This window comes from Pseudothermotoga sp. (assembly GCF_031962025.1).
GTDB lineage: Bacteria > Thermotogota > Thermotogae > Thermotogales > DSM-5069 > Pseudothermotoga_B.
Window position 1 is genome coordinate 149,845 of sequence record NZ_JAVRKW010000002.1, and the last position, 19,322, is coordinate 169,166.

At 42.2% G+C, this 19,322-nt stretch carries 18 protein-coding genes and 1 riboswitch; of the genes, 5 read left to right on the forward strand and 13 right to left on the reverse strand.

The window, feature by feature from the left end:
• The first annotated feature begins 1 nt into the window (after nt 1).
• The gene (locus AC4E92_RS02640; protein WP_490239035.1) at nt 2-1,414 is read left to right on the forward strand and encodes an Rne/Rng family ribonuclease; all 1,413 of its coding nucleotides are present in this window, start codon (nt 2-4) and stop codon (nt 1,412-1,414) included.
• Here AC4E92_RS02640 and fliD read toward each other — a convergent pair.
• Nucleotides 1,411-3,249, reverse strand: coding sequence for a flagellar filament capping protein FliD (fliD, locus tag AC4E92_RS02645; RefSeq protein ID WP_490239036.1), 1,839 nt, complete (start codon nt 3,247-3,249; stop codon nt 1,411-1,413). The two genes, AC4E92_RS02640 and fliD, sit on opposite strands and share 4 nt — an antisense overlap.
• Nucleotides 3,224-3,580 (reverse strand): flagellar protein FlaG, encoded by a 357-nt coding sequence (locus tag AC4E92_RS02650; protein WP_490239037.1) that lies wholly within the window; start codon nt 3,578-3,580, stop codon nt 3,224-3,226. Before AC4E92_RS02650 ends, fliD begins: the two co-directional genes overlap by 26 nt.
• Before the next feature lie 93 nt (nt 3,581-3,673).
• Here AC4E92_RS02650 and AC4E92_RS02655 point away from each other — a divergent pair, with 93 nt between their 5' ends.
• Nucleotides 3,674-4,933, forward strand: a complete 1,260-nt coding sequence (locus AC4E92_RS02655) for a TolB family protein (protein WP_490239038.1) — start codon at nt 3,674-3,676, stop codon at nt 4,931-4,933.
• On the opposite strand, the gene AC4E92_RS02660 is transcribed toward AC4E92_RS02655, so the two are convergent.
• The 8 genes from AC4E92_RS02660 to AC4E92_RS02695 all read right to left on the reverse strand — a co-directional run bounded on the left by AC4E92_RS02660 (nt 4,884) and on the right by AC4E92_RS02695 (nt 10,017).
• Nucleotides 4,884-5,342, reverse strand: coding sequence for a chemotaxis protein CheW (locus AC4E92_RS02660; protein WP_490239039.1), 459 nt, complete (start codon nt 5,340-5,342; stop codon nt 4,884-4,886). The genes AC4E92_RS02655 and AC4E92_RS02660 overlap by 50 nt on opposite strands.
• Nucleotides 5,343-5,352: 10 nt before the next feature.
• Entirely contained in the window at nt 5,353-5,766 is a 414-nt protein-coding gene (locus tag AC4E92_RS02665) for a biotin/lipoyl-containing protein (protein ID WP_490239040.1), read from the reverse strand.
• Nucleotides 5,742-6,086: an OadG family protein gene (locus tag AC4E92_RS02670; protein ID WP_490239041.1), complete on the reverse strand. Its 345-nt coding sequence runs from the start codon at nt 6,084-6,086 to the stop codon at nt 5,742-5,744. The genes AC4E92_RS02665 and AC4E92_RS02670 overlap by 25 nt, the downstream gene beginning before the upstream one ends.
• 9 nt (nt 6,087-6,095) lie before the next feature.
• The gene (locus AC4E92_RS02675) at nt 6,096-7,637 is read right to left on the reverse strand and encodes an acyl-CoA carboxylase subunit beta (RefSeq protein ID WP_490239042.1); all 1,542 of its coding nucleotides are present in this window, start codon (nt 7,635-7,637) and stop codon (nt 6,096-6,098) included.
• A 12-nt stretch (nt 7,638-7,649) separates the two neighbouring features.
• Nucleotides 7,650-8,057 carry a methylmalonyl-CoA epimerase gene (gene mce / locus AC4E92_RS02680; protein ID WP_490239043.1) on the reverse strand — a complete coding sequence of 136 codons (408 nt, stop codon included), beginning with the start codon at nt 8,055-8,057 and terminating at the stop codon, nt 7,650-7,652.
• Between the two features lie 47 nt (nt 8,058-8,104).
• Entirely contained in the window at nt 8,105-8,338 is a 234-nt protein-coding gene (locus AC4E92_RS02685) for an FmdB family zinc ribbon protein (protein WP_490239044.1), read from the reverse strand.
• Nucleotides 8,339-8,416: 78 nt separating this feature from the next.
• On the reverse strand, nt 8,417-9,562 hold the full coding sequence (locus tag AC4E92_RS02690; RefSeq protein WP_490239045.1) for an iron-containing alcohol dehydrogenase: 1,146 nt from the start codon (nt 9,560-9,562) through the stop codon (nt 8,417-8,419).
• Nucleotides 9,563-9,573: 11 nt separating this feature from the next.
• On the reverse strand, nt 9,574-10,017 hold the full coding sequence (locus tag AC4E92_RS02695) for an SRPBCC family protein (RefSeq protein ID WP_490239046.1): 444 nt from the start codon (nt 10,015-10,017) through the stop codon (nt 9,574-9,576).
• Nucleotides 10,018-10,241: 224 nt separating this feature from the next.
• Here AC4E92_RS02695 and AC4E92_RS02700 point away from each other — a divergent pair, with 224 nt between their 5' ends.
• Complete coding sequence (locus tag AC4E92_RS02700; RefSeq protein ID WP_490239047.1) at nt 10,242-11,786, forward strand: Na+/H+ antiporter NhaC family protein; 1,545 nt, start codon at nt 10,242-10,244, stop codon at nt 11,784-11,786.
• An 18-nt stretch (nt 11,787-11,804) separates the two neighbouring features.
• Here AC4E92_RS02700 and topA read toward each other — a convergent pair whose 3' ends face one another.
• The 3 genes from topA to AC4E92_RS02715 form a co-directional block, all read right to left on the reverse strand.
• Nucleotides 11,805-13,979, reverse strand: coding sequence for a type I DNA topoisomerase (gene topA, locus AC4E92_RS02705; protein ID WP_490239048.1), 2,175 nt, complete (start codon nt 13,977-13,979; stop codon nt 11,805-11,807).
• Nucleotides 13,980-14,048: 69 nt separating this feature from the next.
• Entirely contained in the window at nt 14,049-15,458 is a 1,410-nt protein-coding gene (locus tag AC4E92_RS02710; RefSeq protein WP_490239049.1) for a phosphoglucomutase/phosphomannomutase family protein, read from the reverse strand.
• The gene (locus AC4E92_RS02715; RefSeq protein ID WP_490239050.1) at nt 15,455-16,501 is read right to left on the reverse strand and encodes a 3'-5' exoribonuclease YhaM family protein; all 1,047 of its coding nucleotides are present in this window, start codon (nt 16,499-16,501) and stop codon (nt 15,455-15,457) included. The genes AC4E92_RS02710 and AC4E92_RS02715 overlap by 4 nt, the downstream gene beginning before the upstream one ends.
• Nucleotides 16,502-16,612: 111 nt before the next feature.
• Nucleotides 16,613-16,721, forward strand: a riboswitch (TPP riboswitch).
• Nucleotides 16,722-16,766: 45 nt separating this feature from the next.
• Here AC4E92_RS02715 and AC4E92_RS02720 point away from each other — a divergent pair.
• Together AC4E92_RS02720 and AC4E92_RS02725 are read left to right on the forward strand one after the other, a co-directional pair.
• A complete protein-coding gene (locus AC4E92_RS02720; protein WP_490239051.1) occupies nt 16,767-17,753 on the forward strand; it encodes a thiamine ABC transporter substrate-binding protein in 987 nt (328 codons plus the stop codon).
• Nucleotides 17,750-19,300 carry an ABC transporter permease gene (locus AC4E92_RS02725; protein WP_490239052.1) on the forward strand — a complete coding sequence of 517 codons (1,551 nt, stop codon included), beginning with the start codon at nt 17,750-17,752 and terminating at the stop codon, nt 19,298-19,300. The genes AC4E92_RS02720 and AC4E92_RS02725 overlap by 4 nt, the downstream gene beginning before the upstream one ends.
• The last annotated feature ends 22 nt before the right edge of the window (nt 19,301-19,322 follow it).

Genomic DNA, 19,322 nt, shown 5'->3' on the forward strand with positions numbered 1-19,322 from the left:
TGTGAATCAGTTGGTAATAAATCTTCAGGAAAAAAGAGTGAACGGTGCCATACTCTCGGATGGTGTTTTGCAGGAACTTTTCACCGAGGAAAATGAGTTTATATCGGGAAATATCTATGTGGGTCGTGTCGAAAAGATAATATCCGGTCTGAACGCAGCTTTTGTGGACATAGGGGAAAGTAAAAATGCCTTTTTAAAATTGAGTGATTTTTCAAGACAGTATTTGAAGCAAATTTTGAACGCCGATGCACTTAAAGAAGGTATGAAAGTCCTTGTGCAGGTGAAACACGATGCGATAGGCTCCAAGGGTCCACAGGTTACAGGCAAGATATCACTTGCAGGCAGGTTCTTGGTTTATTTTCCGCTCTCCCGTGCAAAAGGTGTTTCAAAAAAGGTATCCGATCCAAAAGAGCGTGAGAGATTGAAAAAACTGCTGAAAAGTCTTGCAAAGAACGAAGGTATTGTGGTGAGAACTGCGGCTGAGTTTGTTCCTGAGGATGTGATTTTTGAAGAGTTTGAAGAACTCAAAGCAGAATGGGACAGGATAATCAAAGATTTCAAAAGAGCCAGAAAATCCAAACTCCTTCGCAGTGAACCCACAGTGGCAGATTACATCATCAGAGAACGTCTGAATAAAGAAATCGACGAAGTTTATGTCAACGATGAAGTTGTTTATGAAAAGGTGAAGGAAGCTTGTAAGAAGCTCCCTAAAAAGCCGTTGATCAATCTGATCAAAGACGATTTGTTTGATAAATTGGGTGTCTACAATCAACTGGGTCAGATGCAGGAAAGAATCATCGATTTGCCAAGCGGTGGTTACATCGCACTGGATACCACTGAAGCCTTGACGGTCTTTGATGTGAATTCGGCAAGCTTTGTAGCTGAAAAAAGTCATGCAGAACTGGCTTACAAGATAAACGTAGAAGCCGCCCACGAGATTGCAAGGCAGTTGCGCCTGAGAAATATTGGGGGAATTGTCATAATCGATTTCATAGACATGCCCTCAAAAGATTATTACGACAGGCTCATGAAAGAATTGCAGAGCGCGGTAAGGAAAGATTCTGCTCATATCGAGTTGATTGGTTTTACAAAACTCGGTTTGTTTGAAATGACCAGAAAGAGAAAATCTCCTTCCGTTGACCAGCTCTTGTTTACCTCCTGCCCTGTTTGCAAGGGAACGGGGAAGGTGATCTCGCCGCTTGTGGTGATCAGAAGAGTTGTGAATGAACTGTCCAGGATTGATGATGTAAATCAATACAGCGCAGTAAAAGTAGCGCTTCATCAAAGGCTTTCAGGTTATGTGGACAGAATCAAGCAATCTCTTCCAGAGTCAATTGCCAAAAAGGTCATTTTCAGCTTTGATGCCTCAAATCCCGGTGATTTCAGTTTGATTTTGAGTAAAAAGACCTCTTAAGAATTGCTATTTTTTGCTGTTAACTGTGACAGATAGGAGCCTGTGGCTTGCATTCTTGCAACAGCTTCCTCTAAGGCTGAGAATTTTGCCCACAGATCCTGCTCCTTTTTTTGTATTCTCTGGATCCAGTCTGCTAATTGCTGAGCAAGGACACGTTTTTCTCTGGCTATACTTCCATTCAGCCCCGCGACTGAGTCTATTTGTCCACCGTATTTTGTCACTTCTCTCATGTACTGCTGAATTTGTTGAGCCAGACCAAGTGAGCCTGTTTCAGTGTTACCAAAAAATGCCCAGACAGCCTCGGGATTTTCTTCTATCTTTTTTCTGAGCGTGTCTTGATCCAATTCGAGTTTTCCCACAGTCATATTTTCATAACCGTATGAACCAGTACTTATGCCAAGCTCCCACAGATAATTGATTTGTCCTGGTATCTTCTTTGTGATGTATTCTCTCATCTTGTTGAATATGGTTCTGACAAAAGAATCGTTCTTCAAAATCCCCTGCATTTTTTCTTCATCGGTCATCTGGCTCTCTTCTTTGTTTTTCACAGTGTCTTCTGTGAGTTTGGTGTAGATGTAGTTCATAAGATTGTTCCAGTTGTTGACAAATTCTTTCACCTGATCGATAATTGCGTCGGTGTTGTTTGTGACACTTACAGTTTGTGTTGAAGATGAAATGTCTTTGACTGTGATACTCAAGCCGCTGTAGTTGAAGGTATTTGAAGAAGAATAAAGATCTGTCCAGTTCACACCGTCACTGCTTATCTGTACATGTGCAGAGCTTCCAGCGTTAAAAACACCGATATCGAGTCCGAGCAACTGTCCAAGTCCTGTTGCATTATCGTCGATCGATATAGTGGTTGAACCCGTTGATTTGGATGTAAGAACGAGTTTATCTGAGCTTGCATCGTACCTTGCTGTGACGTTGGCATTACTGTTGTTTATTGCATCGATGAGCTGGGTCAAGGTGGTTGTGGTACTGAAAGATATACTCACATCGTTGATTTTTATTTCTCCATCGCTCAGGGTCAATCCGCGATAAGAAGCAAGATCAGACAGAGTTTTGTTTGCCGAGATGGATCCAACATGTGCTGTGCTCTGCATCGAGTAGGTCGAACCATTTTGAGTTATTGGTGCGTCTGATAGGTTGAAAACCTGCATAAATGTGCCCCTAACCTGTCTTATTGCAAATGATTCATTGCTCTGTATGTTCAGTTTTCCATCAGAGAATGTCACATTTCCAGAGCCAAAAACCGTCTGGAGCTTTGAGACTATATCATCGATAGTATCGGTGGTGCTTATCGAAATAGTGTATGTGCTTGAACCTTTCTGAATTTTTATTTCTGAATCGACCGGAGTATATCTGTAGACAAGACTTGAGAAAGTGGTTGAGCCGTCTGTGATCTGTGGACCAATAGTTCTGCCACTTGCCATGGAACTTTGCGTAGCTGTGGAGAGTACTTTGATGTAGTATGTTCCGTTTATCGCATTCGCATTGGCTGAAACTGTTAGAACCTGTGAGTCTGTCTGGACTTTTTTTGCTAAAAGTGAGGACTGGAGCTTGAAATTGCTTAAAAAGTTCATGAACTCTTCCAGCTTGTCATCCAGTTGCTGGTATGCTTTTTGCTTCAAATCTAACTGTTTGTATTTGGTATTCAGACTTTCTGCTTTCTGAACATCTGTGGACAATAGAGCATCTATGATAGAAGAAGTGTCAAGACCGGAAAATAATCCGCCAAACTGTATTTTGCTCGATGAGCTCTGGTATCTGTAGTTAATCGTGCTGGCAATTGAAGATAGATCCATATCTTCACGCCCTTTCGTCGAACAGGACACCTATCAACTCCTGAAGGTTCTTGGCTATCCTCACGGCAACCTCCGGGGGAATCTGCCTTATGATTTCACCTGTCTCGGTGTTTTTGATCTTTATTATGATCATGTTCAAATCTCTGTCTATGGTGAACTGGGCTTCCGATTTGAGAAAGTTTTTGATCTTTTCAAAAGATTTCTTAATATTATCCAGTGTATCTTCTACATTGACATTTGACTGGTCATTCTGTTCCTGGTTGACGTGGTTTTCAAGACGCACAATATTAGACCTCTGTACAGAGGTTTTTTGGGTATTTTCAACATTACTTAAGATCCGGTCCGTCGGATCGATTCTCATCCTGTCACCCCCGAACATCCTTTTTCTATATTATTAATCGTCCATACAGCTAAATCCTTTAACAGATAGGTAAAAACCTGATATAATCAAAGCATGAAGAAATTTGTGCTGATTCTGGTTGTTTTGCTGTTATCTACATACGCCTTTACAGCGGTGGGCTTGAAGATCTACATGACAGGTTCACAGGATAGCGGAAAACTCATTGACGATGTGGCAAAGTCATTGATTTCTCTGTTGCCTGCCGATGTGTATTTGCAATTGAGCATAGACGGTTCAATCACCTTTACATCACCAGTTGAAGTTGAAAAGGAACAGTGGTATGAACTTTTTTTCAGCGCAACTTATGATGCCACCCAGGAAAGATTCAATGCTGTATGGATTGAAAACGACCAGCAAGTTTATTCGTGCTCTTATTCGAAAAAGGAACAAAGATTGTATTCGGAATTCATCAGGGAATGTTCGCACTATCCACTTGAGAAAGCGTCGCTGTGGCTTTTAAAGAATAACAGATTTGGCAGTTATCTGAGAGTCACGTATCATCCCTCTGTTGATGAGTATGCGAGTTTCAGCCCGGATGGAAAATACCTTGCTTTCATAACAGACAGACTGTCTGGAAACAGAAATATCGCGTTGCTTGATTTGATAGACGGTAAGATCAGTATTTTACCTGTATCCGGTAGCAGCGAATATTTTCCAAGATTTTCTCCTGATGGTAAAAGAATAGCCTTTCAGGGATCTTTGCATGGTTTTTGGAATATATACGTCATGCCATTGGAAAACTATTCCAAGAACATCGTTTTGATTTCTGCCGGTACCAGTCCAGCTTACTGTCCAAACTGGTATGATGAAAACACCATTTTATACGTTCAGGACAGTGAAACTTCCAATGAACTTTATCTGGCAACTCTTGCAAAGAAAAGAACGAAAGTGAGTTTACCAGTCAGGTTTGACATGGTTTTTTCGCCAGTGGCTTATAAAGGCACAATTTACTTTGTGGGACTAACAGATTCTGATTTTGGGATATACGCACTCACACCACAGGGAACTGTTGTCACGGTGGAGAACAGTTTTTTCAACGAACACGACCCGGCTATTTCGCCGGATGGAAGATACCTTGCCTATTCGTGTAACTCAACGGGATACTATACGATATGGGTCAAAGATCTACTGACCCAAGAAAAATGGTGCGTCACAAAAGATATCCCGCACGATGCCTTTTATCCAGCTTTTTCGCCGGATGGAAAGTTGATCGCGTTCAGTGTCTATGAAGGCAGTTACGAGCCTGATATCTGGCTTGTCAGGTTCACGCCAGTTTCGTCAGACTCTCAAGCTGAATCTGCTCCTGGGCAGTGAGCAGTTCTTTTGCGTTGAGTATGATCAAAAGATCGTGATCGAGTTTGGCTATACCGAGCAGTATATTTGTCTTTGATTTGGTCACGTCTGTTGGTGGCTGCTCGATCTGTTTGTCTGTAATGGTGAGAACTTCGTGAACCTGATCGACCAGCAATCCAACTTTTCTATCCTCCAGGTTGATGACGATGATCTTCGATGAAGGCTTTCTCTCGGTGTCCTTCAATTTGAATTTTTTCTTCAGATTTATGACTGGTATCACACTTCCTCTTAAGTTCATGATACCTTCGACATAATCTGCAGATTCTGGTATTTTGACGATTTTGCCCATCTCAACAATGCTGTCAACGTTCATGATGTCAAGTGCGAACTTTTCTTCGGAGAGCAAAAAGCTGACAACTTTCAGCTCCATTTCAATCACCTCACTGTATTATCAAAAGTGTTTGTTGCGTTTCAACATTATCTCCTTCTTTTACAAGAATCTTTGCAACCTTTCCATCGTGTTCAGAGATAATATCATTTTCCATCTTCATCGCTTCAAGTACCAAGAGCTTCTGACCGCGGCTCACCTGTTGTCCTTCACTCACATGCAGTTTGATTATCAACCCGGACATCGGTGATTTCACTTCGATTCCACCCGCGGAAGTAGACGGTTTTGGTTGTTCTGGTTTTGGTTTTTCAACAGGTTTTTCTGCTGGTTTTTCAACGGGTTTCTCAACAGGTTTTTCAACAGGAGTATTCACCGGTTGAAGAACCTGAGGAGTTGTTGAGCCAAGTTCTTCAACTTCGACGAAATATTCTTTTCCATTGACTACCACCCTGAACTTGCGCGCCATCCTCTCGCTCCTTTCCAGCCACTTTTTCTCCATGTCACTGTTCTATCCTCACCGTAATTCCTGCCGGGGTAAATATTCTTCACTACAACAGGTTTTTGTAAAACCTCACTGATCACCGCACTTATGATTGCGATATGGCTTTCATCTTGAGGATTTATATCTTCAACTGGTTCTGATTTTTCTTTGACTGGTGGTACATCCTGTTTTTTCGGCTTTTTTTGACCAAAAGCAGCTCCCATCAGGATGAAGATCAGGTATAGAATCACAAAGATCAGAAACACTGCTACGATACCTGTTATAACGATCGAACCTATCGACATCAGATCACCTCACAGAGGTATGTTACCATGTTTTTTCTTTGGATTGGACTTGACCTTTGTTTTGCAAATGTCAAGTGCCATGGCGATCCATTCGCGGGTCTTTCTTGGGTCTATTACAGCATCTATGTAACCTCTCGATGCAGCAACGTATGGATTTGCAAAGGCATCCCGATACTGCTGTACCAGTTCTTTTCTTTTTTCTTCAGGATTAGGTGCACTTTCAATCTCTTTTCTGAAGATGATGTTCGCAGCACCTTCAGGTCCCATAACCGCTATTTCTGCTGTGGGCCAGGCGGCAACGAAATCAGCTTCCAGGTGCTTGCTACCCATGGCTATATAGGCTCCACCGTATGCCTTTCTCAGGATCACTGTTATCTTTGGTACAACCGCTTCACTGTATGCGTACAGAAGTTTCGCACCGTGCCTTATGATTCCTCCGTGTTCCTGCTGAACTCCGGGTAGGTAACCGGGTGTGTCAACAAAGGTTACGATCGGAATGTTGAAGGCATCGAGAAATCTTATAAATCTTGCGGCTTTGTCTGAAGAGTCTATGTCCAGAGAGCCAGCTAGAACAGATGGTTGATTTGCGATCACTCCGACGCTTCTGCCGGCGATTCTCGCAAAGCCAACAACGATGTTTCTCGCGTAATGCCTGTGCACCTCAAAGAAACTGTCCTGATCCACCACCATTTTTATCACATCTCTGACATCATACCCTTTATTGGGTTCAACGGGTACGATCGAAAGTATCTGATCGCTAACTGAAAGATCGTAATCTGCAGGTACATATTCTGGCTCTTCCAGATTGTTCTGGGGTATATATGAAAGGAGTGTTTTGATCAAAGATGCCGCATCCTGCTCGTTTGCAGCCAGAAAATGTGCATTACCGCTTTTTGTGTTGTGTACATAGGCGCCTCCAAGGTCTTCCTGGTTAATATCTTCGCCTGTAACTGCTTTTATCACATTGGGACCTGTTATGAACATCTTCGCACTTTTGTCTATCATGACAACAAAATCAGTTATGGCTGGTGAATAAACAGCACCACCCGCACAGGGTCCTGCGATGAGAGTTATCTGCGGTATCAAACCCGATGCGATTGTGTTTCTATAAAAAATGCCACCATAGCCGTACAGTGAATCCACACCTTCCTGAATTCTTGCGCCACCGGAATCGTTGATACCGATAAGCGGTATACCGAGTTCCATTGCAAGGTCCATTATCTTCATTATCTTTTTTGCGTGCATTTCACCCAAGGAACCACCCATGACGGTGAAATCCTGAGAAAAGATTGCAACCGGTCTTTTGTTGATCTTGCCTATACCTGTTACAACACCATCACATGGCAGATCTTCTTTGTCCATTCCAAGGAGTGTGGATCTGTGCTTGACGAACTTGTCTGTTTCGACAAAGGAACCTTCGTCAACCAAAAGATTTATCCTTTCGCGCGCGGTGAGTTTACCCTGAGCGTGTTGCTTTTCTATTTTCTCAGCTCCACCGCCTTGCTCTATCTTTTCGTTCATCTGCTGTAGTTTTTCTATCAATTCGTCCATCTTCATACCCCCTCAATGATTACCTTCAACAAGTTCGATTAAAACTCCACCGGTCGTTTTCGGGTGCAGGAACAGAACCTTTGTACCGCCAGCACCGGGTTTTGGAGAATCCGAGAGCGGCTGAAGACCATTTTTCCTGGCAAGCTCTACCGCTTGATCAATTCCTTCGACGTTGAAAGCCACATGGTGGATTCCTTCGCCTTTTGTTTCAAGAAACTTGTTTATCTCTGATTGTTCATTCATTGGCTCGAGCAATTCTATTCTGCTCTCGCCAACTTTTATCATGTAAACCCTTATTCCTCTTGATGGAAGTTCTTCCACATGAACATCCTTCAAACCAAGAAAATTCTGATACAGTGAAAGTTTTTCAGAAGCATTTTTCACCGCAATACCCACATGGTCGATTTTTTTTGTAAACACGTCGGCACCTCCCGGCTTGGAAAAAATCTGGGGCGTGAAGCCCCATGTTATGCCACTTTTTCTTTTTCAGATTCTGTTTTAGATTCGCTCGGTTTTGAGCCGTTTTTTCTGTTATCCGTACAGTAAAATCCGCTTCCTTTGAAAACAATTCCCACTCTTGAAATCGCGCGTTTCATTTCTCCACCACAAGAATCACACTTGACAACGGGATTCTCGTTGATCGAGTGAAGAATCGTCTTTTGTGATCCACAGTTGTCACACACATATCTGTAAAACGGCATCCTGTCACCTCCCATGTCCGCTGGTGCTTTTACAATTCATATCTTAACCTCAACAGGTTGCAAAACTGTTAAAAATGATCAAAATGCGCGTTTGATTATCTGGTACAGGTCCTGTTCGCTGAGTTTTTTTGGTGATTTTACAACAACGCCTTTCATCGTTCTGTATGCAACCTGTGCTATTTTTTCAAGCTGTGCCTGTTCAAAACCAAGCGTTGAAAGTTTTTGGTTGAGATTGAATCTGTTTTGAAATTCATAGAGTTTTTCGATGAAAAGTTTTGCAGCCTTTTTTACACTGTATTCTTCAACCCCAAAGATTTCCTTGGCAAGAACTGCAAGTCTTTCGTAGCAGTCATCGTACATGTACTCAAGTAGATGTGGACCTGTTATGCACAGCCCCAAGCCGTGTGGAAGCTGTGGATTGAACCCGCTCAATCCGTGTTCTATGGCGTGGTTTGCAATCACACCGGTGACAGTTTCAGTGATACCGGCTTCTGTGCTTGCCCATGCAAGATTTGTGCGTGCGTAGATATCATTGCCGTTCTCATAAGCACTCTGAAGGTTTGCAACGATCCTTTTCATGGAATCTACTGCCAGAGTGTCTGAATAGACATTTGCGTCTACATTGAGAAAAGCTTCCAGAGAGTGATAAAAAGCGTCCATAGATGTATAAGCTGTCTGGTCCTTTGGCAGAGTTGTCATCAGCGATGGATCAACTATCGAAATCTTCGGGAAGATGACGCTGTAACCTATACCAACCTTTTCACTGGTCTGCGGGTTGGTTATAACGGCAAATGGGTCTGCTTCGGTACCGGTTCCGTGTGTTGTTGGTATTGCTATCACAGGTAGTGCTTTATCCGGTTTTTTTGTTACATATTCCCAGAACTTTCCACCCATCATCGCTGTTATGGCTATTGCTTTGGCTGAATCTATGGCACTTCCTCCGCCAAGACCGACCACAAAATCTACTTTTTCTTTAATTGCGATCTGTGCAGCTTCATCGACATCGTCGCTCACCGGATTTGGTTGTACTCTGTCGAAAACAACTACGCCGATGTTTTTCTGTTCAAGCATTTTCACTACTCTATCCAGCAAACCGGTCTGTTTTGAGCTCTTTTTACCCGTGACGATCATTGCCTTTTTGCCAAGGTCTTTAACAGACGATGGGAGTTTTTCAAGAGCACCTTCACCAAAGAAGATCTTTGTTGGTAAAAAGATGTTGAACATACTATCACCCCCTATATCAGGATTAATCCTTTTTCGATATATGCCTTTGCAAGACAAAGCATCTGTCCCCAGCCAAAGGCACATCCAAAAGCTATGGAAAGTTCATTGATATCAGCTATCAGGACTTTATCCTGTATCTTCACCCAGGTCCCCTTATCTTTATTGGCTTGAAAATTCACAGTCACGTGTGATCTGAAACCGTCTTCATACTCATACCACCAGAATTCCCATGTTTTGTGCGGCTCAAGAATCATCGTGATGCCTCTGTCCTCTACTGTCTCGCCATCAGTCAATCGGATCCAGCGGAAAAATATCTTTCCACCCTCTTTGACCTCCATCTTCATCCCGTCTGTGAACCATGGATCCCAGCCGTTTGAATTGACAAAGACGTTCCATACAGCTTCAATTGGTGCGTTGAAATATTCTATGAACTCCATCTTTGGTATTTCGATCAACCCTCAATCACCTCAACTGTGTGATCTTCCAATATCAATTTTACATCACACAAATTGATTGTATATCTCTCAAAAATGTGGTATACTTAAAGAGAAATCTGGTATTTAAATATCCTCTTGACAAATTTTGTTTTTGTGGTATAATATAAATAAGCAGGGTTAAAACCCTGCTTTTTTGTTTATACTTGTTTTTAGAGAAAAGCCAACCGGGGGAGGTGTATTCAGTGGAAGGTACTGTGTGGTCGATACTGCCACCGCTTGTTGCCATCGTTTTATGTTTTATTACCAAAAACGTCCTGCTGTCTCTTTTCCTTGGCATTTTCACAGGCGGTCTGTTGCTGAACAACTTCAACCCCATCTCGGGAATTGGCTATTCTCTTGAAAAAATCATTGGTTCAATGGCAGACGAATGGGACGCAAAGTTGCTCTTGTTCAATTTATTCATGGGTGCTGGTATAGCTTTTATATGGCGACTTGGTGGAAGCAAGGCACTTGCAGACTGGGCAAGAACAAGGATAAAAACCAAGAGATCTGCAAGCGTCTGGGCATGGCTTTTGGGAATCATCGTCTTTTTTAACGATTACATAAATGCGGCAATAGTTGGAAATGTCACAAGGGATATTTTTGAGCAGCACAGGATTTCAAAAGAAAAGCTTTCTTATATTCTCGATTCTACTTCTGCTCCTGTGGCAACTTTTTTCATCTCTGACTGGATAGCTTATCAACTGGCGATGATTCAAAATGGTATGGATGGTGCAGGTATAACAAATATCTCACCGCTAAAGGCATTCCTGGGAAGTATTCCTTTCAATTTCTACTGTATTTTCACGGTGATTTTTGTTGGAATCATCGCGATTACGAACTGGGATTTTGGAAGTATGTTGAAAGCAGAGATAAGAGCTCAGAGAGAAGGCAAGACTTCCAGAGATGGTGCATCACCAATGTTGAACGTTGATTTCGAGCTTGGAAAACCAATAGAAAAAAAGCCGATGATCTTAACTTTTGTATTACCAATCCTGGCGCTGATAGTTGTGACAATAATTGGGTTCTACTATACCGGTGCAAAGGTTGGAGGAGAAAGTCTCATCGAAAAACTCGGTAATGCCGATGCGGCAACCGCTTTGCTCTGGGGTGCTTTTGCAATGACGCTTACCGGTATGGCGATTGCTCTTGGTTTTAGACTGATGACAGTTACAGAGACTGTGAAGACGGTTTTAGAGGGATTCAAATTGATGCTGCTTGCGTGTTCAATTCTCGTGCTTGCCTGGTCGATAGGGACTGTGACGAAAGATATGAACCTTGCAGGGTATGTTGTCTCGGCAGTGGGAAAGAATATTTCTTTTGTTTTCGTCCCGGCAGTTATTTTTGTGGTTGGTATGCTGATCTCCTTTGCTACGGGTACTTCCTGGGGGACTATGGCAATAATAACTCCCATCGCCATACCAATAGCTTACAACATCACCAACGACGCTTGGCTTTCTGTTACAGTGATGGCTGGTGCGGTTTTTGCCGGTGCAATCTTTGGAGATCATTGCTCACCTATTTCAGACACGACAGTTCTTGCTTCTATCTTTTCCGGGAGTGATCACATAGACCATGTGAACACACAGATACCCTATGCTCTCACCTGTGCTTTTGTGGCTCTGATCATGTATCTGATATACGGTGCTTTCAGAATATCTCCATTTGTGTTGGTTCCAGCCGGTATAATCATTTTGATATTCACAGCCAGATTGCTCAACAAAATATCCATGAAAAAATACGGATAAGGTGGGCAGCTGCCCACCTTATTTTTTCAAATCAAAGGACTTTTTGCAGTTCTGACAGTACAGAACTTCTTTCGATCGATTCTTCTTGTAATAAAGGGTTTGAGAACATTCGGGGCATTTTTCATCAGATGGTTCAAGCCAGCTTATGAAATCACAATTTTGATTTGTGCATTTGAAGAATACTCTTTTGTTCTTTGAGATCTTTTTTTCAACTACAGAAGAACATTTTGGACATTTACCCCTTGCAAAGCCTGTGTAAGTCCTGCCACAGTTTTTGCATTTCAAATATTTTCCAAATTTTCCGTCCATTTGCTGTAGCTCATTTCCACAAACAGGGCATGTTATTTTCGATGAGTCTATTTTCGATGATTCCTGTTCGAGCTGAAAATACATCTTCTCATCCAACACCGCCGGTGAATCAAGGGGAACGGAACTTGTTTTGGAACATTTCTGGCAGGCTAAGTACAGTCCGTACTTTCCAACCTTCAGATGATATTCTCCAGAGCAGTCGCATTTCAAATTGGTCGGGATGTCTATTGAAAGCCACTCTTTTTGAGCATCATCCAGATATTTGGAGAACTGTTCGTAGAACTCTTTGAGCAACTCTCTGTAATCTTTCTGCCCCTGTTCTACTTTATCCAGTGCTTCCTCCATGCGTGCCGTAAACTGTAGATCTACTATCTGGGGGAATTTCTTTTCCATGTAATGATTGACCACAAAACCCATCACCGTCGGAACAAGTTCCTGGGATTTTTTGACAACGTACTTTCTTTCGATTAGGGTTGAGATTATGGTAGCATAAGTGCTCGGTCTACCTATGCCCCTTGCTTCGAGTGCTCTAACCATTGTGGCTTCGGAGTATCTCGATGGGGGTTTTGTCTCATCTTCTTCTATCTGCCATTTGGTGACTGAAACTTCATCAGATGGAATTTCAAACTGCTGTTCTTTTTCTTTTTTCAACAGAACCTCAAAGCCGTCGAAGATTCTGTGCTCTATTTTTGCTTCAAATGTGTACCTGTTAGCTTCAAAGATGATTGTTGTCTCCTGGTAAATTGCTTCACTCATCTGCGATGCAACAAATCTTTCCCAGATGAGTCTGTAGAGCTTGGCGTGATCTTTTGACAGTTCTTTTTCAGCTTCTTTTGGGGTGAAATTCGCATCAACCGGTCTGATCGCTTCGTGTGCATCCTGAACATTCTGCCCCTTTTTTATGGGTGAACTTTGTGTTCCAAGGTATTTTTCACCGTAATTGTTCAGTATGTACTCTTTTGCCATTTGTTTTGCATATTCAGAAACTCTTGTGGAATCTGTTCTCATATAGGTTATGAAAGCCCTGTGCCCGCTTGGTGTGTCGATTCCTTCATACAGTTGCTGTGCAATCTGCATAGTTTTACTCACAGAAAAACCGAGCCTGTTTGCCGCTTCCTGTTGAAGTGTACTGGTTATGAAAGGCATAGGGGGTTTTTTTCGTACTTCTCTTTTTTTAACCTGTGTTACCTTCAACTTCTTTACGTTCTTTTCTATGTCCTGAGCTATTTGTTTTGTGACATCCTGCATTTCTATTCTTTTTTTGTCTATGTGCGTTAGATAAAATTTAATTGAACCCGCATAGCCCTGAACTTTCCAGAATTTTTTTGGGATAAACCTGTGTCTTTGGATCTCCCTTTCACAGATGATTTTCAGCGCAGCCGATTGAACCCTGCCGGCGCTCAAATTCGCTTTGAGCATTTTCCATAGCAATGGGCTTATTTTATATCCCACTATGCGATCGAGTATGCGTCTTGCCAATTGAGCTTGAACCTTGTTCATATCTATGTATCTTGGAGATTTTACTGCGCTTTTTATAGCCTGCGGCGTGATCTCGCTGAACACAATCCTGTTCTTTTTGCCTGAAATTCCAAGTATATCCGCAAGATGCCAGGCTATTGCCTCACCTTCTCTATCCATATCCGATGCCAGCAAAACTTCTTTATTTCTGGTTTTTGTGGAAAGCTCCTGTACAACCTTTTCCTTTCCGTCGATGATCTTGAACTCTGGTTCAAAGTCTTTCTGTATATTCACACCGAATTCCTTCTCGGGCAAATCGCGTACGTGCCCTTTTGAAGAAATCACGTCATATTCATCTTTGAGAATTTGCTGTATGGTCTTTGCTTTAGCAGGTGATTCAACTATTATGACCTTTTTCATCAACATTCAGCGCAAAAAACTCCATCTTCTATAAGATGGAGAATGTGCTGTACCCTCCTTTCTTATTTTCCCTTCCTATCTACTCATTTTGCGTACAGCTAAGAGTATTGATTGAAAAGTTTGAAGATCCTTTGCCTCAATGTACACTCTCACAACTGGTTCTGTTCCAGAAGCTCTTGCAAGTATCCAGGAACCGGGTCTGTCAAAGAAATACCTGGTTCCATCGATCGAATCCTGATCGACGATTTTGATACCAGTCAGGTAATCTTTTATGTTTCTGTATTTCGTCAAAAGTTCCTGTTTTTCCTTTTCATCGGTCAGCTCAAAGTCTATTCTCGTATTGAAGAATTCACCGTAGTTGCTACGGAAGTCTTTTCTTATTTGCGAAAGACTCTTTTTTTCGTACGCAATCATCTCAAGAACCAGCAGACACGCTAAGATTCCGTCTTTTTCCGGTGTATGTCCCTGTATGGTAAGACCACCGCTCTCTTCTCCCGCGATGACCGCGTTCTCTGAAAGAAGTACATTCGCAAGGAACTTAAACCCCACCGGTGTTTCAAGAACTTTTTGTTTGAAAAACTGTGCTACGGAATCAATCGCGTGGGATGTGGCAATTGTCCTTGCGACAGGTCCTTTCAAATTTCTGTGTGTATACAGATGATGAGCAAGCAGTGCGATTACCTCATTTGGTTTAACGTATTCACCGTTGTCATCGACTATTCCAAATCTATCCGCATCGCCATCGGTTGCCACAACGACATCCCAGCCTCGATTTTTAACCTTTTCTGAAAGATCCCTCAGTCTATCTTCATCCGGTTCGGGTCTCTCGCCCCCAAAATACGGGTTCCTGTAATTGTGATAGACTTCAACTTCTCCGCAGATCGATTTACACAGTTCGTCAAGATAACCTATTGAAGTCCCGTAAAGTAAATCTGCGATCACTTTCAAGCCTGCAGATCTGATCCTTTCAAGGTCGACTTTTTGTGCAATTGCTTTCATATAATCGGACTTTGGATCAAAGATTTCAAAAAGTTCCTTGGCACTTGCTTCGCGAATGCTGATCAATGGTACTTTACTTTCGTCTATTCTTTCGATTATAGCTTCTATTTCTTTTGTCACATCTGGTGGAGCAGGTGATCCATCAGCCGGGTTGAATTTTATACCGCAGTATTCAGGTGGATTGTGCGATGCGGTGATGTTTATTCCACCAGAAAGCTTGTAGTGTCTTATCGCAAATGAAACGACGGGTGTTGGAGTGGGATTTTCCGGCATCAGTACCTTTATACCATTTGCCGCTAAGACCTGTGCTACCAGCTGGGCATAGTGCTCCGTCATGAATCGAGTGTCGCGTGCGACTATCACGGTTTTTCCGCCAACTTTCTTGATGTACTCGGCAATTGCCTGACTCACTATCTTTACGTTGCTGAATGTAAATTGATCACTTATGATAGCCCTCCAGCCAGATGTACCGAATTTTATCTTCATTGTTCAATCCCTCCCAGCCAGAGACGTCTTTGAAGGTGTTTGTCGTATTCACTCCAGAGTTTTTCAGCGCCATTTTTCTTTTCCTTTTCACCTATTGCTCTGAATCGTGCGAGCTTTGAATCCATGTTTTCAAGTGTGTGGATCACGAAGGCTTCTGCTGTTTTTGGTACCACAGGTGATCCCCATTCAAGCTCTCCGTGGTGAGAAAGAATTATGTGCTCTAACTGCATCAACTTGTTCCTGCTCAGTGAGATTTTGGCTGCATATTCTCTGACCATCTGTGTGCCGAGCACGATGTGTCCGATCAATTCACCTTCATCGGTCATTTCAAAACCTTTTTGAGTTACTCTGTACTCCTTTACCTTTCCAATATCGTGCAAAATCGCACCGGCTATCAAAATGTCTTTGTTGAGAAACTGCTCGTACACAGTTGAAGCTCTTTTGCACAATGTTGCTACATCCACTGTATGCTCGAGCAGACCTCCAATGTAAGCATGATGAACGCTTATACCGGCTGGAATCTGGATGAATTCTTTGACAAACGATTCATCTTCTATGAATATATTTTGCAGCAATTTTCTCAGCTCGTCATCTCGAATTTCTTTGATGAAAACGGTCAGTTTTTCGTACATTTTGTCGATGTCCTGGCTTGTTACATCGACAAATCTTTGAAAGTCGTACTCTGAATCGTTCAGGTATCTTATGGAATCTGGCTCTTTATCCAGATTAATCTGGACATGATCTTCAAAATAAACAACTCTTCCCTTTGCCAGAACGACATCGCCTTCGTTGATCTTGGTGAAATTTTTATCGGCATTGTACCAGTCAACAGCTCTCACACTTCCAGTCTTATCCACCAGAGTCATTAAGAGAAATTTTTTCTGATCTTTTGCTTCTTGAAGTTTTTTACTTGAAACCTTGGCTATGATCTTGACACTCTCGTTCAATTTTTGACTGAGCTGTTGAATGAATGGAAGATCAGAAAAGGCACTGATTCCAAGTTCATCAAAAACATTCTTGGGGATCTTGTCACCAAGTTTCACAGTATTCCACTCCTCTCACATTACAGAACAATTTTATAACATATCCTCAAAATCGGACATTTTGGCATTCACACAGGTTGTTTTCTATGATACAATAAAAATGCAAAGTGAATATGTTTGCAGGGGAGCTTCTAATCCGGGGCTGAGAGGAGGACGGAAGTCCTCGACCCTTGAACCTGATCCGGGTAATGCCGGCGTAGGGAGCAAATTGAAAACCAAATTACCCCGCCGGTGGCGGGGTTTTAACTTAGGGGAGGTGGTGTATATGAGAAAGTTGTTACTTATTGTATCACTAATTTTGGCTGTGTCAATATTCTCTCAAGAACTGGTTGTGTACACCTACAGCAGTTTTGCATCGGGCATTGCGCAGAAGGTTTTGCCGGTTTTTGAAAAACAGAACAACGTCAAAGTAAAAGTACTGTCTTTTGGGGATGCTGGAAATGTGCTTGCAAGGTTGATTCTTGAGAAAGATCAGCCAAAGGCAGATGTCGTGATTGGACTGGATCAACCCCTGCTCAGGCGTGCTGTTTCTGAAGGACTTTTGATGCAGTTCACCCCGCAGAGCATATACAGAGTTAAAAATAAAGAGCTGCTTGACTTGCAGGGCTATGGCACGCCTTTCGATTATGGTGCAATTGCTCTGGTCTACAACACCGAGAAAATCAGCAACCCACCCAGATCTTTCAGAGAGCTTCTTGATGAGAGATTCAGAAAAAAGCTGGTAGTTCAGGACCCTCGAACATCGAGCACAGGACTTTCGTTCATGCTTTGGACGGTTGCGGCTTTTGGTGAAGATGGATTTTTGGAATACTGGAAAAATTTGAAAAACAACATTTTAACCATAACACCGGGATGGGATGAAGCTTTTAGCATGCTTGAAACCGGTGAAGCTGACATAATGGTGAGCTATGCAACTGATGGTGCCTACAGTTATCATGAGTATGGTAGCCTCAAGTACCTGCCGGTGATAATGGAAGAAGGTGCCTTTGTGCAGATTGAGTACGCGGCGATCGTGAAAGGTGCAAAAAATGTCGAGCTTGCAAAGAAATTCATCGAATTTGTTTTGAGCGAAGAATTTCAATCTCAGATACCGTTGAATCAATGGATGTACCCGGTTATAGAAATAGAACTTCCGCAGGCGTACAGATACGCACCCGATGTAGGCAAAATTCTACCGTTTGATTATGAAGTGTTTGATCAAAAAGGCAAAGAATGGCTTGAACAGTGGGCAAAGGTAATGATAGGTAAATGAAAAAGAAGATATTTCTGGTACTGGTGCCGGTGGTTTTTATCGGCACCTTTCTGATTTATCCACTGATCCTATTGTTTTTGAGATTTTCTGTTGACAATTTCTATCAGGCATTTTCAAAGAATACAGGCATCATAAAATTCACAGTTTTTCAAGCGCTGATTTCGGCTGTCTTGACGATGTTTCTTGGGATACCCGGCGCTTACTTGATTGCAAGAACAAAGCTTCCCGGGATTTTGAGAAGTCTTTTGAAATCTGCCAGCATGGTACCTTTTGTTCTTCCGGGAATATCTATGGCTATAGGTTTTTTACTGACCTTTGGTAACAATGGTTTGGTGAATTTGTTTTTGTCTGTGTTCAATCTGAAAATGAGAATACTGTATACGTTCACAGCGGTTTTGATGGGACACGTGTTTTACAATTTTCCTCTGTTCATAAGAATTGTCGGCGATGCACTTGAAAGAATAGACAAAAACCTTCTTGAAATGGCTAATCTCGAAGGAGCTTCAAGATTTGAAAGATTCTGGTACATCGAATTGCCTTTGATAGCTCCGGCTATCGGTTCAGCTTTTGCCCTTTCGTACCTTTACTGTTTTACCAGTTTTGCCGTTGTCTTAATCTTGGGGGGAGTCAGATTTTCCACAATTGAAGTGAGCATATACATGTATCTTAAAGTGCTTCTGGATTTTGAAAGCGCACTGTCTCTGACATTTTTTCAGATGATCTTTGTGGTACTTGCAAGTCTTATTTTTCTGATGCTTTCCAATAAATCGCAACAATACTTCGGTGAACCATTCAAAGAGAAAAAACCAGGATGGTCTTATTTTTATATCGCGATTGTTGGCTTTTTGGTCTTTTTACCGCTTACCATGGCTTCTGTTGGTGGATTTTTGAGATACGGTGGAACCTTCACAGTAGAAAATTTCAAAAGATTGTTCAGTCAGAGCGTTGAATGGATAATTGGTGCAAATGCTGAATCTGTGATTTTTTACAGCATATTTTTGAGTTTTTCAGTGAGCCTGATAGTCTGTCTTCTTGGGTTGATCAGTTCTTATGCTTCTGTCAGACTGAAGAGCCCTTTTTCGGTGCTGATGTATTTGCCGGTGGCTGTCTCTCCAGCCACTATGGCTTTTGGAATGATTCTTATGAACAAAATACCTCAGGCAGTAAAACTCGGATCTGTTTACGCTTTGATATCTTTACCTTTGGTTCACAGCTCACTTGAAAATGTCTGGAGAAGTCTTCAAAAAGAATTGGAAGAAGTGAGCAAACTTGACGGCTGTGGACCTGTGAAAAGGTTTTTCAAAATAACTCTGCCCATCTTTAGAAAAGAATTGCTTGGAGCCTTCGCGTTTTGCATGGCAATCTCACTTGGAGAGATCACAGCAACGATAATTCTCTCAGATGGTCAACTGACAACACTATCTGTCGCAACTTATAAACTTTTCAGCACCCGCCACATTGGCGAAGCTCAGGCACTGAACTCGATTTTGATGTGGATTGTGCTGATTCTGTTCTTTGTCAGTGAGCAAACATCGCACAAAACTTGAAAAAATAAGGTGAGCCACAACG